This is a genomic window from Hafnia paralvei ATCC 29927, assembly GCF_001655005.1.
In the GTDB taxonomy this organism is placed as follows: Bacteria; Pseudomonadota; Gammaproteobacteria; order Enterobacterales; family Enterobacteriaceae; genus Hafnia; species Hafnia paralvei.
In genome coordinates, this window is sequence record NZ_LXET01000017.1 from 1 (window position 1) to 25,999 (window position 25,999).

Below are 25,999 nucleotides of genomic sequence, written 5' to 3' on the forward strand. Positions count from 1 at the left end.
AGGATGTACCGGCGGAGTTTGGGGCGCCCTGGATGGGCGATACCAAACCGTAGCGAAGATGGCATCTCGGATAAAAAGCGCGCGAGTTGAGAGCCCCCGCGCAACGGGGCTCTCATCGGTCGCCTTCGCCAGCGGGTTCATGGAAACGCATATGCTGACTGGCGAACGAAACATTTCACCGCAATCCCATAGGATAAAACCGTAGTGGGAATAGCATCTCGGATAAAAGCATACGGATGTATCAACGAAGTTCGGTATGAACAGGCAAACGAAGCCCTACACCATCCCACATAGCCCCCCCAACTTAAATCTCATTTAGCACGCGCAATCATTCCCAATTATCTGTTCTCGTCTTATATTGCTTCTTCCGCTCGAATCTATTGGGCCCCGCATTTGTAAGGGAGTTGTACTGCGTGAAAATAGAAATGATCAGCAATCGAGTTTTATCCGATCATTGGGCAGTTCTGCGTCAATACACCTATGATTTAACTCGACATAATGGCGGTACTATCCGCCAGATGCGCGAGGTTTATGACCGTGGAAATGGTGCTACGCTGTTGTTATACAACGTGGAACAAAAGAGCGTAGTGCTTATTCGTCAGTTTCGTATTCCGACCTATCTCAATGGCAACAGCGATGGCCTGTTGATCGAAACCATTGCCGGTCTATTGGATAACGATGCACCAGAGGATTGTGTGCGTCGTGAGGCGATGGAAGAAACCGGCTTTGAAGTCGGCGAAGTAACTAAGGTATTTGAAGCCTACATGTCTCCCGGCGGTGTGACCGAAATTATTCACTTCTTTGTGGCTCCCTATACCAATAGCCAGAAAAAATCAGATGGCGGCGGTATTGAGGATGAAGATATCGAAGTGCTAGAACTGCCTTTCCTGCAGGCGCTTGACATGATTAGGGATGGTCAAATCAAGGATGGGAAAACCATTATGCTATTGCAGTACGCCCAAATTCAGGGCTGGATGAGTTAACCCGCTTTTGGCTCGGCGTAAACGCGCTGAGCCACTCTTCTAATGCCCTCCACAATATGTCCTGTTCGTTTCCTATCCATGAGTAAATTGTTGCAATAAATAAAACTTTTTGTTTTCTGCTTTATGGCACGCTTCATAGATTAAGTTGTTTTGCCCACTATACTGGTCTAGCGAAACCTAGCTCTTATAAAGCAAAAAGGACCCTACGATGGACGAACAATTAAAACAAAGTGCGCTTGATTTTCATGAGTTTCCAATTCCAGGCAAAATCCAAGTTGTGCCGACCAAGCCCCTCGCTACTCAGCGTGATCTAGCGCTCGCGTATTCACCGGGCGTGGCGGCTCCCTGTTTGGAGATCGCCGCCGATCCGCTTGCCGCTTATAAATACACCGCACGTGGAAATCTAGTGGCCGTTATCTCTAACGGTACCGCGGTGCTTGGCTTGGGGAATATTGGTGCACTCGCGGGTAAGCCTGTCATGGAAGGCAAGGGCGTCCTGTTTAAGAAATTCGCCGGAATCGATGTGTTCGATATCGAGGTTGATGAGCTTGACCCTGATAAACTGATCGACGTCGTGGCGGCATTAGAACCAACGTTTGGCGGCATTAACCTCGAGGATATCAAAGCACCTGAGTGTTTCTATATCGAGAAAAAACTGCGCGAGCGGATGAAGATCCCCGTTTTCCATGACGATCAGCACGGCACAGCCATCATCTGTACCGCCGCCGTACTCAACGGTTTGCGCGTAGTGAAAAAACAGATTAGCGATGTGCGTCTTGTGGTTTCAGGCGCTGGCGCTTCAGCGATTGCCTGCTTAAACCTGCTGGTGGCGTTGGGATTGAAGCGTGAAAATATTACCGCCTGTGATTCCAAAGGGGTTATCTATCAGGGGCGTGAAGAGAACATGGCTGAAAGCAAGCGAGCCTACGCCATTAAAGATAATGGCTGGCGTACGCTGTCGGACGCGATCCCGAATGCGGATATTTTCCTTGGCTGTTCTGGTCCAGGTGTAATGACCCAAGATATGGTGAAAACCATGGCGCGCGATCCGCTGATCCTTGCGCTGGCAAACCCTGAACCTGAAATTCTGCCACCGTTGGCCAAAGCGGTACGCCCAGACGCAATTATCTGTACGGGGCGCTCAGATTTCCCAAATCAGGTGAATAACGTACTGTGTTTCCCATTCATCTTCCGTGGTGCGCTTGATGTGGGAGCAACCACCATTAACGAAGAGATGAAATTAGCCTGTGTACATGCTATCGCCGATTTGGCGCTGGCTGAGCAAAGTGATGTTGTGGCTTCTGCTTATGGCGATCAGGATCTCTCGTTTGGCCCTGAATACATCATTCCAAAACCGTTCGACCCTCGCCTCATTGTAAAAATCGCGCCTGCGGTGGCAAAAGCCGCAATGGATTCTGGCGTAGCAACGCGACCCATCGAGGATTTTGATGCTTACATTGAGCATCTGACCGAGTTTGTTTACAAAACCAATCTGTTCATGAAACCGATTTTCTCGCAGGCGAAAAAAGAGAAAAAACGTGTCGTGCTGGCGGAGGGGGAAGAGGAGCGCGTACTGCATGCGACTCAAGAGTTGGTTACGTTAGGTATCGCATCGCCGATTCTGGTTGGACGGCCTGATGTTATTGAAATGCGCCTGAAAAAACTGGGGCTGCAAATTGAAGCCGGAAAAGATTTTGAGATCGTGAACAATGAATCCGATCCGCGCTTCAACGAATACTGGCGTGAATACTACGACATCATGAAACGTCGTGGCGTATCGCAGGAGCAGGCACGCCGTGCGGTCATTGGCAATCCAACCTTGATCGCCGCCATTATGCTGCAACGGGGTGAAGCTGATGCCATGATTTGCGGTACGATTGGTAATTACCACGAACATTACGAAGTGGTACACAACGTGTTCGGTTTCCGTGAAGGGGCACATGTTGCGGGGGCGATGAACGCGCTACTGCTGCCAAGTGGCAACACCTTTATCGCCGATACCTATGTGAACGACGACCCAACCGCCGAGCAGTTGGCTGAGATCACCTTGATGGCGGCTGAAACCGTACGCCGATTCGGGATTGAGCCTAAAGTGGCTCTGCTGTCTCATTCCAGCTTTGGGGCTTCAGATTGTCCCGCCGCGCGCAAAATGCGTCGTACATTGGAATTGGTCAACGAGGCTGCGCCAGAGCTTGAGATTGACGGTGAAATGCATGGTGATGCCGCATTGGTGGAAAGCATCCGTAATGATGTGATGCCAGACAGTCCTTTGAAAGGCGCGGCTAACATTTTGATCATGCCAAATATGGAGGCTGCACGTATTAGCTATAACTTGTTGCGCGTCTCCTCTTCGGAAGGTGTGACCGTCGGGCCAGTGTTAATGGGGGTCAGTAAGCCGGTGCATATTCTGACGTCTATTGCTTCGGTTCGCCGTATCGTCAATATGGTAGCGCTGTCCGTGGTTGAAGCACAGACGAAGCCGCTATAAAGCTGTTATTGTTGGGTTTTCTAATGCCGCCAACGGTCAGTTGACGGCATTTCAATTGCTGAGGGAATTGCTATGTTGATTGAAAAAATTGACGATAACTCACCCTATATCCCACAAATAGCCGCATTGCTGCATTGGGAATGGTCAAGCTTGCCACGCTGGAGTACGCAGGAGGGAATTCAGCAGCGCTTTATCAAACGTAATCATGTCGATAGCGAGGAGTTCACGTTGGTTGCCTACGTTGAAGATGGGCAATTGCTAGGCACTGCCAGCGTTATTGTGCATGAATTGGATGACCGTCCCGAACGCCGATTTTGGCTTGGTGAAGTCTTTACGCCCCCAGAACATCGCGGTAAAGGCGTTGGTTCGGCGCTCACCAAAGCCTGTGTGGCACAGGCGCAGCAGAAAGGTATTAAACAGCTTTACCTTTATACGCCCGATCAGCAGAAGCTCTATCAACGATTAGGCTGGAAGGAAATCGAAAAACGCGAAGTTTCTGGTGAATGGGTTTCAGTGATGAGTTTAGATCTCGGTTAGCGAGCCTGATCCGCTGCCGGTAAATGCCATATGACAATGATTATCATTAAGTTTAAACTACAGGAAACTTAATGACTCAAAGGTTATGGCATGAAAAAGATTGGACTACTGGCGGCGGCTTTTTTATTAAGCGCCTGTGGCATTGGCCAGCACACCCAGACTATCCATGCAGTGCCGCAGGATAATATTGTTGATCTCCATAGCGGACAGAAACTCACGCCGCAGCAGCTGCTAGCCAAACTCGGCGATCGCCCGCGCGTTATTGTGGGGGAAAAACACGACAATCTCCAACATCATCAAATCGAACAATGGCTGGTTGAGTCTTTACCACGCCAGCGAACGCAGGGCAGTGTTTTGATGGAGATGATTACGCCGAGCCAGCAAGACAAGGTCAATGCGGTAAAAGACCAGTTAAAGCAGGGGAAAACGTTGACCGGTCAGCAGATTACAGAACAAACAGCATGGCAGAAAGGTTGGACGTGGGAGCTGTATTCCGGCGTAACAACCGCGGCGTTAGCGGGGTCATATCCACTGCTGTCAGCGAATCTCGATCGCAGCGAAATTAAAAAATTCTATGAGCACCCACTTGCGGTGACCGGTGCGCTGAGTACCCAGCCTTCGGTACGTGAAGCGATAGCTAAAACGATTGAAGAATCCCATGGCGGTAAGTTAGAACCTAAACAGGCGAAGGCTATGCTCGCTATTCAACAACAGCGCGATCGCCGCATGGCTGAAAGCTTGCTTGCTGCACCGACGCCCGCGTTGCTTATCGTTGGCGGATATCATGCTAACCGAGCGTTAGGCGTACCGCTTCATGTCGAAGATATTGCGCCTATGACTGAACTCACGGTGGTGATGCTAGCGGAGGAGGGCGTAAAGGTTGATAAAAGTAACGCGGATTTTGTGTGGTACACAAGGAAAGCTAAGCCTTAAATAGATATAACGATGCAGCGTTGTGGTGTATTAGCGTGATATTTCATCCTCCACGCTTTTATCCGAAACGGTAGCTAAGCGTCGCGGCAGGCCACATCCCTGTGGCCTTTTTACCTAACACGAGCGTCTGCACCATGGTAGGCGTATGGAATATGACACTGAACGTCATTTAGCCTTAGATTCAATGTATTCCACTACCTCAAAAGCGATCACCTCAAAAGCTATCCCAATTCTCTCCGTTATCTTCAACGACCGCTTTCAGTTTCGGCGCAGGCGTAGCCTGTGGCTGAACGCGCACGACCGCAGGCGCTGACGAGGAGAGTTTAAAAAGGGAAACGGTTTGATTCAGGCGATCGGCCTGATCTTCCAATGCGCTTGCTGCGGAGGCTGATTGTTCAACGAGAGCGGCGTTTTGTTGGGTCACTTTATCCATTTCGTTAACCGCCTGCGCAATTTGTGCAATTCCACGGCTTTGCTCTTCGGAAGCACTTGAGATTTCCTGCATAGTTTCGGTGACTTGGCCAATGGAGGTCACAATTTCTGTCATGGCTACGCTGACATTTTCCACTAGATCGTTGCCCTGACCGACGCGCAACACAGATGCATCAATCAGCGTTTTGATCTCTTTAGCCGCTTGGGCGCTGCGCTGTGCCAAGCTACGAACTTCTCCTGCCACAACGGCGAAGCCACGGCCTTGCTCACCGGCGCGAGCCGCTTCAACGGCCGCATTCAGTGCCAATATATTGGTTTGGAAGGCGATGCCGTCGATGACGCTGGTGATATCACCGATTTTGCGTGAGCTATCAGCAATATCGCTCATGGTGACGACCATTTTGCGGGTAATTTCACCGCCGTTGACCGCGCTTTGTGACGCTCGCTTCACCAGTGAAGTCGCTGCACTTGCGCTTTCAGCATTGTTTTTCACCGTTGCAGAAAGTTGCTCCATGCTAGCGGCCGTCTCTTCCAGCGAACTGGCTTGTTCTTCAGTGCGGCTTGACAGATCGCTATTACCTGCGGCAATTTCTTGCACGCCGGTATAAATATTCTGAGTACCGGCACGAACAGCGCTAACGGTATTTGCCAGCTCATTGCGCATATGGCTGAGCCCCTGCATCAGTTTTCCAATTTCGTTATTTCCGCTGGCGTTAATTTCAATGGCTAAATTTCCGTGTGCGATCTCAGCCTGATAGTCAATGACCTGATTAATTTTGTTGAGTACATATTTTCTGATCCAAACCAGAACCGCGCCGGTTAGTAGAACAAAGACGAAAATAAATGTCAGAGATAACGGCACCATCTGGCGATAACTGGCCTGTGCCGCGTCCGCGGCAGGTGTAATAATATCGTTAGCAACGTAGGCGGAAGTATCATCAAGTGCAGACATAAAATGCATGGCAGAACTATTATGCATAATTGATTGGAAACGTGCGATATCGCTATTTTCTAAGCTAATAATTAATTGCAACAGATCGCCGCGTGCTTTTTCATACAAATTTTTGACATTCTTGGTACGCTCGTTTTCGCTCTGGTTTGACTGTGATAGTTGATAGAATTTCTCCATCATTTGATCGACTTCGGTGAGGCGCTGGCGTAATTCACCAAGGGACTTTTTGGCGTCATTGCTTTGTGGCTGGGTGGCTAGCATTAGCGCATCTTTAAGAACTTCTTCACGAATCTCGGTCACCGAAGCGTAAGCATTATCCATCGCCATGATTTGATTAAAGCCGGAAGAGATTTGTGTGAGGCGATTATTGGTTCCGGAGGCGTCTAGAATGCTCCATACACCGGAGAATATCTGAATAATGCAGAATAGGGCTAAAACCCCCATTAAGCCTTGGGATATTTTTAATCGTTCGAACATAGCACAACCTGAAATTTTAATGAGATGCCAATACGGCAAATAGCACTCGCTTTGCCGCGGGAAGTGCTCTTTGTTTTCGGCAGGTTGAGGTAAAACTTTAGTGATTAAAGAAAATCTGATTATAACGTTGGTATTTATCTATAGATTTTAACTTCCATATTTTTATTTGAAACATAAATATAACATTGAGTCGTTTTTTATTCAGTGAAAAACTCAGGGATATTTATTTGGATTGAACTAAAAGCAGGCTTATCTTTTCATTTAAACTCAATAAGCATGTATTTATATGAAGAACCTTCCCACTACGAGTGGGAAGGGGAGTAAGGTGAAAAGCACAACGCCGCTGAAATTATAGGAACATACCGCCTGATGCCTCAATACGTTGTCCATTCACCCAGTGAGCATTATCAGAAAGCAGCATGCTAACGGCTTTACCAATATCTTCAGGTAGCCCTACACGCCCCAGCGCCGTTTGTGATGCAATGAAGGCGTTAACATCTTTATTATCGCGTACCACTCCGCCGCCAAAATCGGTTTCAATCGCACCTGGTGCCAAGATATTCACGCTAATCCCGCGCGCGCCAAGCTCTTTAGCCTGATAGCGGGTAAGCACCTCCATTGCGCCTTTCATAGCAGCATAGGCGGCAAAACCAGGCAGAACAAAACGGCTGAGACCGGTAGAAATGTTCAGAATACGCCCACCGTCGATCATGACTGGCAGCAGAGTTTGGGTGAGAAAGAACGGCCCTTTAAGCTGGATGTTCATCAACTGATCGAATTGCTGTTCACTGGTTTCGGCAAAAGGAGCATTGATGCCAATACCGGCATTGTTAACCAAAAAATCGATAGTATGACGTCCCCACTGTTGCTTGAGCGTTTGCTCTAAACGCTGACGAAAATCGGCAAATGTGGATATTTGGCTGACGTCTAACGGTAAAGCCGCGCTTTTAGCTCCGGCTTGCTGGATTTGCTGTGCCACATTTTCAGCTTCTTGTTGCTGAGTACGGTAGGTGAAAATGACATCAATTCCCTGAGCTGCTAGATGCAACGCCATGCTTTTACCTAAGCCACGGCTCGCGCCGGTGATCAATGCAATTTTATTGCTCATATCTAAAACCCTCGTGTTAGGCGTCGCCTGAGTTAGCGATGTCGATAAGCATATTGTTTGTTTTAAGCGAGATAAATATGCTAAAAATGACCACACTGTTCATTTAAATAGAATAATTGATGATGGATAAAATCAGCGCCATGCAGGTATTTGTTAGCGTAGCTGAGTTGTCCAGCTTTAGCCGCACGGCTGAGCGCTTAGGACTGCCTAAGGGCTCGGTGTCGGGGGCTATTCAGCAATTGGAAAACCAGTTTGGTACCCAGCTTCTGCACCGCACGACGCGTAAAGTCACGCTTACGCAAGATGGACATCGTTGTTATGAGCGCTGTAAAGGTTTGCTAGCCGATATTGATGAACTGGAGAGCCTGTTTCGAACATCTAGCGCGCCTCTCTCTGGCCGCCTACGCGTTGATATGCCAAGTGGGTTAGTCAAAATTGTCATCCAGCAGTCTTTGGCTGAGTTCTTGACGGCCCACCCCGAGCTGGAATTAGAGCTCAGCAGCAGCGATCGGCGAGTGGATCTCATACAAGAAGGTTTTGACTGTGTGGTTAGAGTGGGGGCGCTGCAGGATTCCGGGTTGATCGCTCGTCCATTGGGTAAATTGCAAATGGTGAACTGCGCGAGCCCCGCTTATTTGCAAAAGTATGGCTGCCCGCAAAACGCCACCGATCTCCAGTCTCATCAGATGGTTCACTACCAAAACGCTCAAGTTGGGCATAGCGATAGGTTTGAGTACGTTACTGCACAGGGGGATGTGCAGCAAGTGGAGATGCAAGGGGCGTTAACGGTTAACAGCACTGAATCCTATTCCGCAGCCTGCATCGCGGGGCTGGGTATCATTCAGGTGCCCATTATTGGTGTGCGGCATGCGTTGGATACCGGTACATTAGTGGCGATTCTTCCTCAGTTATCACCGCCGGCGATGCCCGTATCGCTGTTGTATCCGCATCGCAGAAATTTGGCTAGGCGGGTACAAGTTTTTATGGACTGGATGTCAGACATTATTCGCCAGCAATATGTGCAATAAAGGTGCTGTGACTCGAGGTTTAGTCGTAGCTGTACATATGCTGGATGAGTTCGCTGTTTAGAATTTTTTCACGCCACCAGCGAGAGGCGATCCCTTCTGAGGTATTACACCATCCTAAATACGCGAGATCTTTTTGGCGACTAGATGTCGTTTGCTTGGCTATTAACACTCCGCTTTTTAAATAAGGTTCAACGATATGGCGTGGCATAAAACCGCAGCCTAAACCTGAAATCAGCGCCAGCAATTTATGATTGAAATCATAAACCACCATTCGTTCTTGCTCTTGCAAATAATTTGTCGTCTGACCGGTACTGAATTTTGCTGTGTCGCCGATAACAATAGCGCGATGTGTGCCAATCATCGTCGGATCAAGTGATTCATCAATTTTAGCTAGCGGATGAGCGGGGGATACGACAAACACATTTTCAAGCATGCCTAGCATACGATAAGAGAACTCTGTCGATGTGGGAGGCTCATTGATGGCGCCAAGAATAATATCTGCGTCGTTTTGCGTTAACTGTTCCCATGAGCCTGAAAGAGTATGATGAGTGAATCTGAGCTGGGTTAGACACCCAAGCTGATAAAACTCTTCAATCATTGGCAGCAGCAAATGAAATGGGAAAGACCCATCGATAGCGATAGTGAGCTCTTTTTCCCATCCGGATTCAATTTGAATTGCTTGTTTTTCTAGATCGCGTGCGGCACTAAGAAGTACCCTACCTTTCTCTAGAACGACTTTACCTGTATCGGTAAATTTGGCTCTATGCCCAGAGCGATCCAGTAGTTTGATGCTGAGATCACTTTCTAGCTTTTGCACCATATAGCTGAGTGCTGCGGGGGTTTTGAAGAGGGATTCTGCAGCTGCTGCAAAACTGCCGTGCTTTTCAAGCGCATCCAGAATCAGCAGAACATCTAAATTTACTCGCATCGTGACCTTCTACTATTACTAAAAATAATCCTAGCATACGTAAATATTAAGTTTTGCATTACTGGGAGTAAATCTAGGAAATTTCTTTTTGGGGTGGAATGCTTAATTAACGTTAACTCCACCAATGGGTTACTGCCATGTATAGCGCTATGTTCTCTTTATAAAGAGATTTTAGGGAAATTAAAATAGGTAAAGTGAAAAATATCAACAATACTATTAGTTCGATAATGATAAATAAGATTTTACTCAACATAAAATAACTTAATGAGTTGTTAGAAAATTCTAGCTATCAACCATTCTTATGAAACGTTTAGGATGATCCCTGTTCACAGAGAGTACGCGTGTACACTCTAACCTAATGATAATTAAGGATGCCTTATGTCAATTCGTGAATTAATCGATCCTCAAAACTCCACTTTGATATTTATAGACCACCAGCCGCAAATGGCATTTGGTGTGGCTAATATTGACCGTCAAACCTTGAAAAATAATACAGTTGCATTGGCTAAAGCGGGTAAGATCTTCAATGTTCCAACGATTTATACCTCGGTCGAAACCAAAAGCTTCAGTGGCTATATTTGGCCAGAATTGCTAGCTGTTCACCCTGACATTAAGCCTATTGAACGTACCTCCATGAATTCATGGGAAGATAAGGCTTTTGTTGAAGCAGTGAAAGCTACGGGGCGCAAAAAATTAATTATTTCAGCGTTGTGGACTGAGGTATGCCTAACGTTTCCAGCACTGATGGCTTTAGAGGAAGGTTTTGAAGTTTATGTTGTAACAGATACTTCAGGGGGGACATCTGTTGATGCCCATGAGCGTGCCGTTGAACGTATGGTACAAGCAGGTGCAGTCCCCGTAACTTGGCAGCAGGTTATGTTGGAATACCAACGTGATTGGTCGCGCAAAGAAACCTACGATGCCGTAATGGACTTAGTGCGTGAGCACAGCGGTGCCTATGGCATGGGCGTGGATTATGCTTACACTTTGGTGCATGGGGCTCCAGAACGTAAAGCGTAAACTCACTGCAACCTGCGGCGGGCGATGTTCCCGCCGAGATCCCACTTTTTCCCTCAGGATGCCCCGAAATGTCAGCAACCAATACCGTTACCTTGGCTATTACGCATAACCTGCAACCTAATCAAGCAAAAAGCTACGAGGAGTGGCTCGCACGCATTATGCCTGCCGCTCAGCAGTTTCAGGGGCATTTGGGAGTGCATGTTATTAGGCCCTCTGCGGGCAGCGATGCTTATAACATTGTGATTCGTTTTGACACCTTGGATAACCTTTATGCATGGATAAACTCGGAGCAGCGTAAAACGCTGGTGGCCGAAATCGCCCCGATTTTGGCACAGGCTGAGCATTATGAGGTGCGCACTGAGCCTGAATTTTGGTTTACGCCAAGCAGTCCAACGGTAAAGAAACCGAAGAAGTGGAAGCAGTTCCTAATAACGCTCCTTGTCATTTTTCCCAGCACAAATCTGGTGCCGAGGGTGACAGGAACTCTATTTCCCACATTGAAAGGCTCCTTAGCATTGCACCTGATCAATGATGCCTGCGTCGTAGGACTGGTGGTGTTTATGTGGATGCCGCTGGTTACCCGAATATTTGCTGGTTGGCTGAAGAAATAGCCGATCTTCGCGATAGGAGTAGGACTTATGTCTCAAAACGCTTCACTGATACTCACTAATGGTCAGTTTCATACGCTTGACCGTGAAAATTCGCTGGTGGATGCCGTAGCCATTAAGGACGGAAAAATTCTGGCCGCCAGCAGCACAGCCAAAGTGATGAGCTTTGCTGGTGATGAAACTCAGATTGTTGATTTAAAAGGTCATACCGTTATCCCTGGTTTAAATGACTCCCACTTACATCTGATTCGTGGTGGTTTAAATTATAACCTCGAACTGCGTTGGGAAGGGGTGCCTTCCCTTGCTGATGCGCTACGTATGCTGAAAGAGCAGGCCGATCGCACGCCGTCACCACAGTGGGTGCGGGTTGTGGGGGGATGGACAGAGTTTCAGTTTGCTGAATGCCGCATGCCAACGATCGAAGAACTAAATGAAGCCGCGCCAGATACTCCCGTCTTTGTGTTACATCTTTACGATCGTGCATTGCTAAATCGCGCTGCGTTAAAAGCCGTGGGATACACTAAGGACACGCCGAATCCAGTGGGAGGCGAAATCGTACGTGATGCAAAAGGCAACCCAACTGGGATGTTAATTGCAAAGCCCAATGCGATGATCCTGTATGCCACTTTAGCGAAAGGCCCGAAACTCCCGTTGGAGATGCAGGTCAACTCCACTCGTCAGTTTATGCGTGAGTTAAACCGTTTGGGGGTGACGAGTGCGATTGACGCTGGGGGAGGATTTCAAAACTACCCAGAAGATTACGAAATCATTCAGCAGTTACATGACGAAAAACAGATGACCGTACGCATTGCTTATAACCTGTTCACGCAGCGTCCTAAGCAAGAATTGGATGATTTCCAGAAATGGACGGATATGCTGACGCCGGGGCAAGGTAGTGATTTTTATCGTGCTAATGGCGCAGGTGAAATGTTGGTATTCTCAGCGGCAGATTTCGAAGATTTCCTACAGCCGCGCCCTGATTTACCGGAATACATGGAAGATGAATTGGAGCGTGTAGTTCGCCATTTGGTTGAGAATCGCTGGCCGTTCCGGATACACGCGACTTACAACGAATCTATCTCGCGTATGCTGAATGTGTTTGAGAAAGTGAATCGTGAAATCCCGTTCAGCGATCTGCACTGGATTTTTGATCACGCAGAGACCATCACAGAACAAAATATTGAACGTGTCAAAGCATTGGGGGGCGGCATTGCAGTACAGCATCGTATGGCGTTTCAGGGCGAGTACTTTGCTGAGCGCTATGGCATGGATGCAGTGAAACAAACTCCGCCAATTAGCAAAATGTTGGAGATGGGGGTTCCTGTGGGGATGGGAACCGACGCAACGCGAGTAGCCAGTTATAATCCATGGACTGCGTTGTACTGGTTGGTCTCTGGTCGCACCGTGGGGGGGATGGCGATGTACGATGATAACAATCGCTTATCGCGTGACGTTGCGTTAGAGCTATGGACTGCCGGTAGCGCTTGGTTTTCCAATGAACAAGGCAAAAAAGGTCGGATTCAGGCTGGGCAGTTAGCGGATATGGTCGTGCTATCTCAGGATTTCTTTAGTGTTCCAGAAGAAGCCATTAAGGGCATTGAATCCGTGATGACCATTGTGGATGGTAAAGTGGTATACGCCGCAGGCGCCTTTACTCCGCTAGCCCCGCCGCCGATTCCGGTTGTGCCAGAATGGTCGCCGGTTGTAAGCGTGCCTGGACATTACCGCTCGGCTCCTCCGGTTGCTAATAAAACGGGCGTGATGGCGCAAACCCATCAATGTTGCGGTTCATGTGGTGTACACGGTCACTCACATGATAAAGCGCGTAAATCAGCGATCCCAGTGTCAGACGAGCAGGCATTCTGGGGCGCTTTAGGCTGCTCCTGCTTCTCATTCTGACTTGAAGTGCTTGTAACTCAAGATGTTGCTGAAGGTGGCGGTATTCATTGCTAGATGCCGCTACCTTGCCTTCCTACACGACATACCCCTATTTTCATTATCTCTTTTTCCATCTTGCTCTCAAGGGCGATAAAAGCGCCAACTTATGGCATAATGTGCCCAAAATCACATTTGTTAAGAGTACTAGTCTTGTTAATCAGCAATAACATCACGATGCAGTTCGGCAGTAAGCCGTTGTTTGAAAACATTTCCGTCAAATTTGGCGGAGGTAATCGCTATGGTCTTATCGGAGCAAACGGCTGCGGTAAATCCACACTGATGAAAATTCTCGGCGGTGATCTGGTACCAAGCGGCGGTAATGTCTTCCTAGATCCGAACGAGCGTCTGGGTAAACTGCGTCAGGACCAGTTCGCATTCGAAAATTATACCGTTATTGATACTGTTATCATGGGCCACACTGAATTGTGGGACGTGAAATCAGAGCGCGATCGCATCTATGCACTGCCAGAAATGACCGAAGAAGAAGGCTATAAAGTCGCCGATCTAGAAGTTGTTTATGGTGAAATGGATGGGTATAGCGCAGAGTCTCGCGCCGGTGAACTTCTGCTGGGCGTGGGTATTCCTGTTGAACAGCATTATGGTTTGATGAGCGAAATCGCTCCGGGTTGGAAACTGCGTGTGCTATTGGCTCAGGCGCTGTTTTCTAACCCAGATATTCTGTTGCTCGACGAACCGACCAACAACTTGGATATCGATACCATCCGTTGGCTGGAAACCGTGCTGAACGAACGTAACAGCACCATGATTATCATTTCCCATGACCGTCACTTCCTGAATATGGTGTGTACGCACATGGCCGACTTGGATTACGGCGAACTGCGCGTATATCCAGGTAACTACGATGAATATATGACGGCGGCAACTCAGGCGCGTGAGCGTTTGATGTCTGATAACGCCAAGAAAAAAGCACAAATTTCCGAGCTGCAATCATTTGTTAGTCGCTTTAGCGCCAACGCATCTAAGTCTAAGCAGGCAACTTCTCGTGCGCGCCAAATTGATAAGATTAAGCTGGATGAAATTAAAGCGTCTAGCCGTCAGAACCCTTTCATTCGCTTCGAGCAAGACAAAAAGCTGTTCCGTAATGCGTTGGAAATTGATGGCTTGAGCAAAGGTTTTGACAATGGTCCGCTGTTTAAAAACCTAAGAATGCTGCTGGAAGTGGGTGACAAGCTGGCCGTTTTAGGTACTAACGGCGTGGGTAAATCAACCTTGCTGAAAACGCTGGTGGGCGAACTGCAGCCAGACACGGGTTTTGCTAAGTGGTCTGAAAACGCCAATATCGGTTACTACGCACAGGATCATGAAAGTGAATTTGCTGAAGATCTGACGCTGTTTGATTGGATGAGCCAGTGGAAACAGCCGAATGATGACGAGCAGGTGGTGCGCGGCTACTTAGGGCGTCTGCTGTTTAGCCAAGACGACATCAAGAAATCAGTGAAAGTGCTGTCCGGTGGTGAAAAGGGCCGTATGCTGTTTGGTAAGTTGATGATGCAGCGTCCCAATATTCTGGTTATGGACGAACCTACTAACCACATGGATATGGAATCCATCGAAGCGCTGAACATGGCGCTGGAGATGTACGAAGGTACCCTGATCTTCGTTTCACACGACCGTGAATTTGTCAGCTCTTTGGCAACGCGTATTCTTGAAATTACGCCAACCAAGACCATTGATTTCTCCGGTAACTATGAGGATTATTTGCGCAGCCAAGGCGCAGAATAATTTAGTATAAATAGATAAATATCGGCTAAATAAAGCTGTACCGTTTTACGGTATGGCTTTTTTTCTAACATTTTGTAGTGCGACTGTTGTTATTTATGACTCCGTGTTTTCCTCACCCTCTTTATTGTATATCTTTAGTTGGGATTAATAGGAATTAACCTATGATATATTTGTCCGGACTATGATAATTTAGTTTGGTTAATATCATTATCAGAATAGTAGGGATATATAATGAACAAGATTTCAGCCGTATTAGCCAGCCTGTTGTTGGCATCTTCTGCCGGTGCAATTGCAGCCACCGCAGAGTCTCATGAAGATATCAGCAAACAACCTTTGGAAAAGGTTGCGCCATATCCGCAGGCGGAGAAAGGCATGAGCCGTCAGGTTATTTACTTACCAAAGCAGGAAAATGAAAACAACTTTAAAGTTGAACTGATGATTGGTAAAACGATGGAAGTTGACTGCAACCACCATATGATGGGCGGAAAACTGGAAAGTAAAACGTTATCCGGCTGGGGCTATGATTATCTGGTAATGGATAAAATTTCCGAACCAGCATCAACCATGATGGCTTGCCCAGACAACACCAAACGCAGCGAATTTGTTATCGCTAATTTGGGCGATGCCGCAATGCAGCGTTATAACAGCCGACTGCCTATTGTGGTTTACGTGCCGCAGGGTGTCGATGTTAAATATCGTGTATGGCAGGCTGATGCGAAACTGCAGGATTCAGTGAAAAAATAATGTCATTCCCCTCCTGACCATCCTTAGTAAGGACGGTTGGGAGGGGATAGAACGGTCTAGCTGTCGGTCGATGGCGATGGGGTTTGTCTGAATATGCCTGGAGAAGTACCGAAGCGCCTTTTGAATGCGCGGGTGAAAGTTTGCTGACTGTCAAAACCATACTGTAGCGTGATATCCATAATTTTTTTGTCTGTGCGTTTTAGTTCCGCTGCCGCTCGCATTAAACGACGGTGACGCACATAGGATGCCAGATTATCCCCAGTGACCTCTTTAAATAATCTTTGCAGATACCATTTAGAATATCCTGCTCGCTCGGCGATATCATCAATCACGATTCGCTTATCTAGATTTTGTTCTATCCATTCAGACAGTGACTCTACCAGCAGCTGATGTTGTCCTTTAGTGCTCAATTTAATCACCTTAGTCTGTGGTCTTGCACAAACAAAAAGATAAATTCCTGACCAGAGATACTACTGGACATGAAAATAAAATGAACAACAATTCAATAAGGATAAATATATTTTTGTAAAGTTATCTCAATAAAAATTCCAGAATAAATTCTGAGTAAAAGAGTGTTTGGATAATAAACAAATAAGGACGAAATATGAATTCCGTCTTATTAGGAAACAGAATGCTTGATTTTTATGAGAAGAATTGATTATTTCTGGTAACTCGCCTAACCACCTCACTTCTTTCTTACAGCCGCAGCCTGCCGTGGGTATTATTCAATAATGCGTGTTCAGCTATGGGCTATTGTGAAAAGGCGACGAATCTGTTGGCGCTGTTGAGTGACGTAATAGACTGAGTGTTGTGCATAAAAAGCGCCATCACAGGTAACGACATTCGTTTAGGAGAGTGGGTTTACCCCACCGTAGTGTGCTCCCCTAAAATCAAGCTTAAGTGAACGATGTTACCATTTTCAGGCGCTTTTCCTCATTTTCAGCTTGCTAGGCGGATGTGGCGAGCTTAGTCGCGAATCCTAAGAACAGCAGACCAACCATTGAGTTTCCCAGTTTTGCTAGGCGTTTCTTTTCGCTGAGGAAATGCGCCAGCGCGGCACCAGAGAAGATCAGCAGCGTCATATAGCAGAAGCTAATCATTTCTAAGATAACCGCCAGAATCGCAAAAGAGACGCCGGTATGCGCATAATCCATATCAATAAATTGCACAAAGAAGGAAACGTAAAACAGAATCGCTTTGGGATTCGTTAAACTTAGGGTGAGAGCTTTACGGAATGTGTGCTCAGGCTCTTCTTTAGCGGCACTTTGCTCTTGGCCTTTTTTCGCCAACGTGCTGTAAAGGATTTTCAGCCCAAGATAGAGCAGATAAAGCGCGCCTAACATTTTTACCAGAGAAAATAAAAACGGCGAAGAGCGGATGAGCGATGCAATACCGATGTAGGCGCAAAAGATGAGCACGGCGTCACCGATAAAAACGGCGAGAGCGGCCTTATAACCCTCTCTGACTCCCCGTGTAATACCGGTCTTGAGGACAAACAGCGTATTCGGCCCCGGTACCATAATGATGAAAATCACACCTAGTACATATGTCCAGATATTGAGTACACCATAGCTCTCAAACACAACAACCTCACCCTTTGTTCACGCGATTAATACGTTGTACATGCAGGGACAAATCGCCCTTAAAATCGAAGGCGTATTGTACTCTTTTAAAAGGGTTTTGGCAGCAGAGTGTGATCTGTATAACATTTAGACACTGGAACATTTAATGTGCAGCTTACGCGCGGTGTTTACGCTCCTCTTTTTAAGCAATAAATGCGTTATTGGTGGCAATTTATCGGCGAGCCCTCTTTTGAGAAAAACCCTCTGCATGCGGTTTTCCTGCCATGCTATATTTTTAGCCTATGATGTATGCACACGGTTTGGCTTCGTTTTTATTCGATAGCCTCTTTTATAAGGGTGATTCTGTGAGTTATTTTTGCTATGAGCAATAAACCTGCTATCGAGACTCGCCTAGCCCGATTGATTCAGCCTTTATGTCAGCTTCATCCTGAACTCAGCGGCGTATACCCGCTAGAAAAAGGCAATGACGCTTTTGCTGCTCGCTATTTACTGGCCAACATGGCTGAAAAAACGCTGGATGTTCAGTACTACATTTGGCACAACGATATTTCCGGACGCTTGCTGTTTAACGCCTTATTTCGTGCCGCTGAGCGTGGCGTAAAAGTACGGTTGCTGCTGGATGACAATAACACTGGCGGGCTTGATGAGTCTTTGCGTCGCCTGAATGCCCATCCCAACATTAGCGTTAAATTATTCAATCCTTTCAAGCTGAGAAGGATGCGCTGCTTATGTTATTTGACTGACTTTAAACGGCTCAACCGTCGCATGCACAACAAAAGCATGACGTTTGATGGTCAGGCAACCATCGTTGGCGGGCGCAACGTGGGTGACGAATATTTTGGTATTGGCGATCAGGCGCTATTTTCAGACTTAGATGTGCTGGCCGTGGGGAAGGTGGTTGAGGACGTATGCCAAGATTTCGAGCGATATTGGCACTCAGCCTGTGTATCTCCCGCCGAAGATGTGCTGGGTAAGGCTTCGGATTATCGCTATTTACACGGGTTAACGATTGCTGAAGTCGGGGGGCGGGCGAGAGCTAAAGAGTATTTAAAGCGTCTACGCGACAAATTGTTAGCGCGCCAAATGGAAAATAATCAGCTTTCGTTAACCTGGGCAAAAGTACAGTTATTTAGTGACGACCCGCGAAAAGGGTTAGGGGAACTTGCTACCAAGGCGCTAATGGCTTCACGCCTGTTCGAGATGATTGGCGTGCCAAAAATTAGCATGGATATTATCTCTGCCTATTTTGTTCCCACGCGAACCGGTGTTTCACAGTTGGTTCATTTGTCGAAGCAAGGTGTGAAGATCACCGTTCTGACTAATTCACTGGCGGCAAATGATGTGGCTATCGTCCATGCAGGATATGCCAAATGGCGGAAAATGCTGCTGCGCTGTGGAATCGAACTCTTCGAAATGAAAGCGAACGAAACCGAAGATGTTACGCGTAATGACCGCCTACGTGACCGCGGTTTAACGGGGCATTCTGGTTCGAGTTTGCATGCGAAAACTTTTGCCGTTGATGGCAAGCTCGTATTTGTTGGATCTTTTAATTTTGACCCGCGTTCTGCACGGTTAAATACCGAGATGGGATTTGTGATTCAGAGCGAATCGTTAACGACGTTAACCCATCAACGCTTTATTGCCAGTTTGCACGACAAAGCCTTTCAGCTAATTCTCACTCGGCGAAGGAAGATTCACTGGATAGAATATGAAAACGGCAAGGAATACATTCACCGTAAAGAACCAGATAGTCCGTTATACAAACGTATTTTGGCGCGTATTGCCTATTATTTGCCGATAGAGTGGATGCTGTAACTCATGTGAAACCTGCGCTCCTTTGAGCAAGGCGCGCAGGTTTAAAAACCAAGTCATCTGTTAAACGTATTCTTGTTTAAGTCAAATCGACATTTTTGCAGCCGAAAAGTAGGGTGAAAATAAATCCAGCGGCATACGAGATAAATACTCCGGCAATATAAACCATGATGCCCGCGTAGATCCCCTGTGAGGACGTCATCAACGGTATTGAAACCAACCCCGATGGCCCAAATACGGTATTTAAGCCGATGGGTAATCCCATATAAGCCACTAGACCGATAAAGAATCCCCCTACGGCACCGCCGAAGCAGGCGGTAATAAAAGGCTTCAAGCGTGGTAGCGTTACGCCATAAATTAACGGTTCGCCAATACCGAGCAGGCCGGGGAATATCGCGCCTTTAATTTGCAGGCGTAATGTAGAAGCTGGTTTGGCTTTGAGATAAAGCGCCAATGCAGCGCCAACTTGTCCCGCACCGGCCATGGCAAGAATAGGGAACAGGGAGTTAAAACCCTGCGCATCCATCAGTGCAAAATACACCGGTACAAACCCTTGATGAATGCCGAAGACTACCGCGATTAAAAAGAGTCCTGCCAATAGCGCCGTGCCGAAAGGATTGCCATTTAAATGCAGGAATAGCCATGACATGCCTTTAAATAGTTCAACACCAATCGGCATGATCACGACATAGGTTACCGCGCCAGTAATAAGCAAAGTGATGGACGAAGTGAGGATCATATCGAGATTATCGGGAATGATTTTACGCACTTTGCGTTCAATCCACGCACCGAACATACAAGCGAGAAGTACGCCAATAATATTCCCCCTTGGGTCAATGACCAGCCCAAAGAAATTATCGATACCCGCGTAATAGCCGACGGTGCCTTCTGTGCTGTAGCGCAAGATAAATAAGAGGCAATAATAGCGCCGTTAACGCCAGTGCCGCCAAAGGCTTTTTGGGTATTAAAGCCGATTAGAATACTCAGGAAAGTAAATAAACCGACGCTGAATATTTTCATATAGCCAATCAGGCTCGTCAGCCACAGAGGTGCGGTGCTCCCCTCAAGTACGAGTGTCTGCTGTAATAGAGTGGCAATTCCGAGTAGCAAGCCTGCCGCGATAAAACCGGGGATCAACGGAGTAAAGATGGTGGCAAATTGGGTTAAGAAACTGTGGAACCCGCTCCTTTGTTTACTTTTGAGTTGCTGTTTATTTGCGGCGGCGAGTGTATGCAAATCAGCTGGCTTGGCCTCTATCTCTTGGCTGGCGTGATTTTGAGCAAGCAATATGTTCATCATTTCACTGGCCGTTTGCGCTTTTCCTGGGCCAAGAACAATTTGCAGTTGATCATTACCTTCGATAACGCCCATCACGCTAGGGATTTTTTTTAATTTAGCGTGATCGACAAGGCTGCGCTCACGCAGGGTGAGACGCAGTCGTGTCATGCAGTTTCCACACAGGGCAATATTTTGGCTGCCACCGATACATGCCAGAATTTGCGCGATCGTGGCATCCGTTATTTTTGCCATAGCTAAACTCCTTTAGCGCCTAATGCCTGGCGAATAAATCCGTTATTTTGTGTCAAAACCGCGCTGGCCTCAGCGGCTGATAGTTGACCGAGGATCATGAGAATGGCTGTTTTGCAGTGTCTTTCACATTCGCTAAGCGCTTTGATGGCTGTGCTGCGCTCGCAATCCGTGGCCTGCATCACGATATCAACCTGACGCTGCACCAGCTTGGCGTTGGTCGCTTCAACATCCACCATCAAATTGCCATAGACTTTTCCGCTACGGATCATGGATCCGGTAGTGAGCATGTTGAGAACCATTTTTTGTGCAGTACCGGCTTTCATTCTTGAGGAACCGCTAACGACTTCCGGACCCACTACTACTTCTAGAGCAATATCGGCTAATTGACTCATGGCGCTATTTGCATTGCATGTCAGTGAAACGACGGTTGCTCCTTGAGTTCGCGCATATTTCATTGCACCAATGACGTACGGAGTGCGTCCACTGGCGGCAATCCCCACGACAACATCACGTTCACCGACCTGATTCTCTATCATGTCCTGTTCGCCGAGAGCGACGTTATCCTCGGCATTTTCAACGGCGCGTAGAATCGCGGTATGTCCACCGGCAATAAGACCTATCACTTGTTCTCGCGGAGTTCCGTAGGTAGGGGGGCATTCACTGGCATCCAGAATACCGAGGCGCCCCGAAGTTCCTGCGCCACAATAAATCAGGCGCCCACCTAGAGCGAACGCGTGAGTGATGGCGTCTACGGCTTGGGCGATTTGCGGTAGGATGCGCTCTACGGCTAACGCGACCTTCTGATCTTCCTGATTGATGATGGTCAGCATGTCTAGCGTCGATAGGGTATCAATGTTTTCACTGGCGGTATTACGGCCTTCGGTTTGAAGGTGAGATAAATCAATGTTCATGTCTGTATTCTCTGTGGTGCGACGTTAAGGAATAAATTATTCCTATAATTGAAAGATATAAAGAATTAATCATCTCGAGCGGTTCATTTTGGTCCGTTTAAAACGATCATTTTTGCGGCATCGGTGGCATAACGTAGTGGCGGAAAAATCATCGCAGTAACTTCACTACCCGCGAATACGGCATAAAATACGATCACGGATTTACTTTTTATGCGCCAGCGCGATAAGCATCGTGGCTTTATCTGCTGTCTCCAAGGATAGCGTAGAACGGTTGAGATAGGACAACAACATCCCACGTTGCTTTTATGTTATGAATATTTTAAGTTAAATGATAACTGAAACGAATTGAAGGACGTTGACAACGTTAATATGACTATAGGTTGATATTTTTTCACCTTAATCTTGATAGATTAAGAATAATTGTGCCATCGCAATCCTGTTAACCAAGATTTAAATCTATGTAGAAGACTGAAAGGGAAGAAAAAGGTCGTGAGACTACGGATGATACAGGTTTATATTTTAATGACCCCCGCTGAAATAATAATAATCTTGTGAAAAAAAAGAGATGAAAGTTGATTTTTACTGGCAATTAATGCGGTAATTTTCCTAAAAACCATCACTTTTTCTCAAAGTTACGCCTCTATCAAATTGCGGCTAATATTCTGTTTGAAACGCATACTGTAGACTATTTATCCGCATCTCTATTATAATTTATTTATAATTGGATTTTTTATCTATCTCGCGCCCTGAAATTCTTAAATAAAATTTTTATAAAAAGTATAAATCACACACATCACATGTTTTACCCCTTCGTTTTAATTTGAGATGATTCTTATGATGTCGCGTTGTTCAGGTAAAACTAGAGCAATATATGGATAAATCTGTGGGGATGAATATGTGAAAGATTCTCATCTATAAGATTATAACGAAACTATTTCTCATCACTATAAAGCAGAAAAACGATCTGTTGTTATAGCTAATTTTCTCTGATACGAGAGTCGTAAATTGAATCATTATAGTGTGAAAATTATGATTTATAAGATTAGTGATACGGTGAGATTTAAACCCGCTGACGGAGCTATCTGGAGTATTGATAGTCCTGAACAGGTGATAAATCTTACGATTACCAACTGCAACCTGTTATGCATGCTGCTCAACAATAAAGGTGCAATTCTTTCTAGAGAGAACATTTTAGAAGATATATGGGATAAGCAAGGATTACGATCGTCAAATAACACACTAAATCAATACATTTCTATTCTCAGAAGAACGTTTTCTCTTTTAGGCATAGATGAGGAAGTCATTAAAACCATTCCTAAGGTCGGTTTTTGTTTTAATGAAGCGATAAGCGTGGAGAAAGAGTATAGCCCTGTATCTTCAGAGATTGCCACTAGGGAGAGCGCACCTAAAGAGAGAACACAATATTATTTTTATGGGGTAATGATGTCTATTTTAACTTTATGCATTCTGGCGCTTATCGCCTATGTTTTATCTCAAAACAAAAAGTTTAGCTTAGAGACATCAACCACGGGAGTTGGACAGTATGATGCTTGCGAGATCAGAGTGTTACCTCAGTATACGCGCGGCCAATCCCGCTACCTCCTCGAGGCTTCCACCGACCTGATAAAACGGAACAATATAAAATGCTTACCGGGAAAAGAATTTATTTCTAAGCCAGAAAGTCGCGGCAGTGGTAGGGCATTTCTCGCCGAGTGTGTTGTTGATAAAAAGGGAAATGAATACTTTTTTTGTAAAGGATACTATACAAAATGAATAATAAAATTATTGTGTTAGCTATTTTGTCTTTTACGCTTATTTTTGAAATTGTTTATGTTTCTGTCATCTACGAGCCATCATACAATTTTTCATGTAATAACGAGTTCTCTTATAGAGATGATGAGAGTCACGATATACTTGACGGAAATATTTTTCTGAGCTTAAACAATAAAATGCAGGGGCATGCTGAGATCATTGGGTATCTGGCTAGGAATGGAACTTCGCAAGATATCATTAGAAGTGTTGATTTCAAGTATCGTGTCATATCGCCCAAAAAACTCGTTATTTATGATGCAAGACTGGTGACCTATTCGCATGATTCTGTTGACGAGTCTTTTGCGCCAGAGCCTATACTCGATTTTCTTTTTTTTAGATATAAAGATCTAAAAGAAATTAATATCAATGTTAACAAAGTTAAAAACACCTATTTATTTGGTCATGCAAATAACTTTGTGTTTGCCTGCACATCATAGATTTTGCAGGTTTCTTGATTCTTTCTTTATGGTTTAAGTCAACACACCTACATTTTTATAAAAGGATGCTATATGAATAAAAGGCAGGTCAGTATATTGATAACCGGAGCCGCTTTTTTGTTAGCGGGTTGCTCGTCATCAAATAAAACAAACAAAAACTACCAAGGGAACGATCTTGAATATGACTATTTTTATGCTAACAGTCAGCTAAGCCCTACGGAGGAGAATACGCCCCCGAAGGGGGGCGTAGTCGGAGGGAACTCATATTCGTCAACGAATAATAAATGCATGGATAACTATAATTTTCTTCGTGAAGAGAATGCTCCTCAGTATCCAAGATATGCTGAGGACTACAATAAGATTACCGAAGGGTTTAAGTTTTTAAACTCCAACAAAAATATTATGGATAAAGATGCCAAGAAAATTTATACCATGCAGCTCAAGATGAAATTGGAAACTTTGTGCTCGAAAATTCAGTATTCTAGCTTCATTCTTGTGAATGAAAAGCGCCACAACCTCTCTGATATTTAATGTAATGCCAAGCACTTTTCTGAATGATGAGTGCTTGTTTTATTAACATTATTTTTTACTACCATAAAAAATGGCGCTAAATATTCTTAGCGCCATTCGTCGTTAGATGAATCGGTTAATGATAGACGTTAACTACATTCACCCCTGTTGCTAGAACTATTGATTGAATTGATAACGCTAACATCGGTCTGGCCTGAGGTGGTATCAATCTTGAATACCGTCCAGTTAGCCATGTCACCTGTACTTCCTGCATCCTCAATCTTAAAGTCCTGAGTGGTACCGTCAGATAAATAGAGCTTCACTTTGGCATCGCCATAGGCTTGAGGTGACGCCGAAAATCTATTGACCACGTAACAATAGACACCAGGATGTAGGCTGTTCACGGTGATTGTCTCTGGTCCGTAGCCATTTCTTGCGTCAACATCAAGAACTGCATCGGCCCCCGTGGGTGCTTTAGAACCGTAATTCACCTTGATCATCGTGTTTGGCGCTCCTACCGTTGGCACCCACAGATAGGAGTCTAAATCGGCTGGTGTACTTCCCCAAGTTAGGACGATACGCGCAGCTTTGCCATCGAGATTTGGCGACAGAACGAAGTTCTGCTCAAGATCGGTAACGTCCTGTATATCTACCGTTGCATTCTGCGTAATAAACCCGGTCGCGCTTGCTTTCGCATAATAGACGCCCTGTGGAATATTGCTAATGGCGTATTTACCATCGGATCCGCTGGTGGCCGAATAGGCTGGAGTGGTATCGCTCTGAGACAAGAAGAGTTCAATTTTGGTATTAGGCACTACAGCATTGTTGACTGCGTTGGTTGTCGCACCATGCAGCGTGACGAGCTGAGCCTTAAAGTTGACTTTCTTATCTGCATTAACTGCCGCACCGCTACCAATGGCGGCAGATACCTGAATCAGCAGCGCCTCGGTTTTGGTACTTTTCAGGGCGATAGTCGCTTTACCGTTGACGTCAGTCTCACTGCTTGAAGGCAGTACGACCGAGTTACCTTTGTCTTGGGACCAAGTGACTGTGGCATTAGGCACCAGATTTCCATGCGCATCTTTTACCAGTGCATCAAAGGTAAAGAAGTCGGTTCCATTGGCAATTTTGTCAGTTACCGTATCAACCAGTGTCACTTCTGTCACGATAGCCGTCGTGATATCAGCCACGAAGGTTGTGTTTACCGTTTGACTATGGCCGTTGATCGCCGCGGTAACCTTCGATACTCCTGCAGTGACGTTAGTCAGCGTTGTCGCCGCTAAACCATTTTCATCGGTGTTAGCCGACGTGGTGGTGACCGTCGCACCGTTATCCGCAGTGAAGGTCACTGCCACATTAGGCACCACGTTGCCGTTAGCATCGGTCACCTTGGCCTGAACGGCGTTGGTTGCGGTGCCGTTGGCTTTGGCGTTGTCAGCCGTGACCGTCAGGGCGCCAGCGATAATGGTCGCCGTGCCGTCATCA

Annotated in this window: 23 protein-coding genes and 1 pseudogene; 15 read left to right on the forward strand and 9 right to left on the reverse strand. The window is 46.2% G+C overall.

The genetic code is table 11. From position 1 onward, the window contains the following. The 5 genes from M988_RS23025 to M988_RS06155 form a co-directional block, all read left to right on the forward strand. The coding region (locus M988_RS23025) for a hypothetical protein (RefSeq protein ID WP_211271671.1) at nucleotides 1–205 on the forward strand (205 nt) is incomplete at its 5' end. Nucleotides 206–425: 220 nt separating this feature from the next. After that, complete coding sequence (nudK, locus tag M988_RS06140; protein WP_064573322.1) at nucleotides 426–983, forward strand: GDP-mannose pyrophosphatase NudK; 558 nt, start codon at nucleotides 426–428, stop codon at nucleotides 981–983. Between the two features lie 208 nt (nucleotides 984–1,191). Next, nucleotides 1,192–3,471, forward strand: a complete 2,280-nt coding sequence (gene maeB / locus M988_RS06145) for an NADP-dependent oxaloacetate-decarboxylating malate dehydrogenase (RefSeq protein WP_008814119.1) — start codon at nucleotides 1,192–1,194, stop codon at nucleotides 3,469–3,471. A gap of 72 nt (nucleotides 3,472–3,543) precedes the next feature. Further along, complete coding sequence (locus tag M988_RS06150) at nucleotides 3,544–4,008, forward strand: GNAT family N-acetyltransferase (protein ID WP_008814118.1); 465 nt, start codon at nucleotides 3,544–3,546, stop codon at nucleotides 4,006–4,008. 90 nt (nucleotides 4,009–4,098) lie between these two features. Further along, a complete protein-coding gene (locus M988_RS06155) occupies nucleotides 4,099–4,941 on the forward strand; it encodes a ChaN family lipoprotein (RefSeq protein ID WP_008814117.1) in 843 nt (280 codons plus the stop codon). 214 nt (nucleotides 4,942–5,155) lie between these two features. Here the strand turns inward: M988_RS06155 and M988_RS06160 are convergent, their stop codons facing one another. Continuing rightward, on the reverse strand, nucleotides 5,156–6,802 hold the full coding sequence (locus M988_RS06160; protein WP_064573312.1) for a methyl-accepting chemotaxis protein: 1,647 nt from the start codon (nucleotides 6,800–6,802) through the stop codon (nucleotides 5,156–5,158). A gap of 349 nt (nucleotides 6,803–7,151) precedes the next feature. After that, the gene (locus M988_RS06165; protein WP_008814115.1) at nucleotides 7,152–7,910 is read right to left on the reverse strand and encodes an SDR family NAD(P)-dependent oxidoreductase; all 759 of its coding nucleotides are present in this window, start codon (nucleotides 7,908–7,910) and stop codon (nucleotides 7,152–7,154) included. 122 nt (nucleotides 7,911–8,032) lie between these two features. On the opposite strand from M988_RS06165, the gene M988_RS06170 reads away from it, so the two are divergent. Continuing rightward, complete coding sequence (locus M988_RS06170) at nucleotides 8,033–8,938, forward strand: LysR family transcriptional regulator (protein ID WP_064573323.1); 906 nt, start codon at nucleotides 8,033–8,035, stop codon at nucleotides 8,936–8,938. Between the two features lie 19 nt (nucleotides 8,939–8,957). Here M988_RS06170 and M988_RS06175 read toward each other — a convergent pair whose 3' ends face one another. Further along, nucleotides 8,958–9,866, reverse strand: a complete 909-nt coding sequence (locus M988_RS06175; protein WP_061059775.1) for a LysR family transcriptional regulator — start codon at nucleotides 9,864–9,866, stop codon at nucleotides 8,958–8,960. Nucleotides 9,867–10,244: 378 nt separating this feature from the next. Here M988_RS06175 and M988_RS06180 point away from each other — a divergent pair, with 378 nt between their 5' ends. From M988_RS06180 to eco, 5 genes are all read left to right on the forward strand, one after another. Beyond that, nucleotides 10,245–10,886, forward strand: a complete 642-nt coding sequence (locus M988_RS06180; RefSeq protein WP_008814112.1) for a hydrolase — start codon at nucleotides 10,245–10,247, stop codon at nucleotides 10,884–10,886. 68 nt (nucleotides 10,887–10,954) lie between these two features. After that, complete coding sequence (locus M988_RS06185) at nucleotides 10,955–11,497, forward strand: antibiotic biosynthesis monooxygenase (RefSeq protein WP_008814111.1); 543 nt, start codon at nucleotides 10,955–10,957, stop codon at nucleotides 11,495–11,497. A gap of 27 nt (nucleotides 11,498–11,524) precedes the next feature. Continuing rightward, nucleotides 11,525–13,393 (forward strand): amidohydrolase, encoded by a 1,869-nt coding sequence (locus M988_RS06190; RefSeq protein ID WP_064573314.1) that lies wholly within the window; start codon nucleotides 11,525–11,527, stop codon nucleotides 13,391–13,393. Nucleotides 13,394–13,582: 189 nt separating this feature from the next. Continuing rightward, entirely contained in the window at nucleotides 13,583–15,175 is a 1,593-nt protein-coding gene (locus M988_RS06195) for an ABC-F family ATPase (RefSeq protein ID WP_040012360.1), read from the forward strand. Between the two features lie 231 nt (nucleotides 15,176–15,406). Beyond that, entirely contained in the window at nucleotides 15,407–15,919 is a 513-nt protein-coding gene (gene eco / locus M988_RS06200; protein ID WP_008814109.1) for a serine protease inhibitor ecotin, read from the forward strand. Nucleotides 15,920–15,975: 56 nt separating this feature from the next. On the opposite strand, the gene M988_RS06205 is transcribed toward eco, so the two are convergent. Both M988_RS06205 and leuE read right to left on the reverse strand, forming a co-directional pair. After that, a complete protein-coding gene (locus M988_RS06205) occupies nucleotides 15,976–16,329 on the reverse strand; it encodes a helix-turn-helix domain-containing protein (RefSeq protein ID WP_008814108.1) in 354 nt (117 codons plus the stop codon). A gap of 537 nt (nucleotides 16,330–16,866) precedes the next feature. Beyond that, nucleotides 16,867–17,502 carry a leucine efflux protein LeuE gene (gene leuE, locus M988_RS06210; protein WP_064573318.1) on the reverse strand — a complete coding sequence of 212 codons (636 nt, stop codon included), beginning with the start codon at nucleotides 17,500–17,502 and terminating at the stop codon, nucleotides 16,867–16,869. Between the two features lie 360 nt (nucleotides 17,503–17,862). Here leuE and M988_RS06215 point away from each other — a divergent pair, with 360 nt between their 5' ends. Next, nucleotides 17,863–19,317 (forward strand): phospholipase D family protein, encoded by a 1,455-nt coding sequence (locus M988_RS06215; RefSeq protein WP_008814106.1) that lies wholly within the window; start codon nucleotides 17,863–17,865, stop codon nucleotides 19,315–19,317. 76 nt (nucleotides 19,318–19,393) lie between these two features. Here the strand turns inward: M988_RS06215 and M988_RS23105 are convergent, their stop codons facing one another. The 3 genes and pseudogenes from M988_RS23105 to murQ all read right to left on the reverse strand — a co-directional run bounded on the left by M988_RS23105 (nucleotide 19,394) and on the right by murQ (nucleotide 21,755). Continuing rightward, nucleotides 19,394–20,218: a PTS transporter subunit EIIC gene (locus tag M988_RS23105; RefSeq protein ID WP_248846497.1), complete on the reverse strand. Its 825-nt coding sequence runs from the start codon at nucleotides 20,216–20,218 to the stop codon at nucleotides 19,394–19,396. Next, nucleotides 20,191–20,844: pseudogene (locus M988_RS23285) on the reverse strand (PTS transporter subunit EIIB); the annotation flags it as partial. The pseudogene M988_RS23285 and the gene M988_RS23105, both read right to left, overlap by 28 nt. A 2-nt stretch (nucleotides 20,845–20,846) precedes the next feature. Next, the gene (gene murQ / locus M988_RS06225; RefSeq protein ID WP_064573321.1) at nucleotides 20,847–21,755 is read right to left on the reverse strand and encodes an N-acetylmuramic acid 6-phosphate etherase; all 909 of its coding nucleotides are present in this window, start codon (nucleotides 21,753–21,755) and stop codon (nucleotides 20,847–20,849) included. A 1,029-nt stretch (nucleotides 21,756–22,784) separates the two neighbouring features. Here murQ and M988_RS06230 point away from each other — a divergent pair. From M988_RS06230 to M988_RS06240, 3 genes are all read left to right on the forward strand, one after another. Further along, nucleotides 22,785–23,528, forward strand: coding sequence for a winged helix-turn-helix domain-containing protein (locus tag M988_RS06230; protein ID WP_039185277.1), 744 nt, complete (start codon nucleotides 22,785–22,787; stop codon nucleotides 23,526–23,528). Next, a complete protein-coding gene (locus M988_RS06235) occupies nucleotides 23,525–24,004 on the forward strand; it encodes a hypothetical protein (protein WP_008814102.1) in 480 nt (159 codons plus the stop codon). The genes M988_RS06230 and M988_RS06235 overlap by 4 nt, the downstream gene beginning before the upstream one ends. Before the next feature lie 72 nt (nucleotides 24,005–24,076). Next, nucleotides 24,077–24,535, forward strand: a complete 459-nt coding sequence (locus tag M988_RS06240; protein WP_008814101.1) for a hypothetical protein — start codon at nucleotides 24,077–24,079, stop codon at nucleotides 24,533–24,535. Nucleotides 24,536–24,663: 128 nt separating this feature from the next. Here the strand turns inward: M988_RS06240 and M988_RS06245 are convergent. Further along, a partial coding sequence (locus M988_RS06245) for an Ig-like domain-containing protein (RefSeq protein ID WP_211271672.1) occupies nucleotides 24,664–25,999 on the reverse strand: 1,336 nt, incomplete at its 5' end.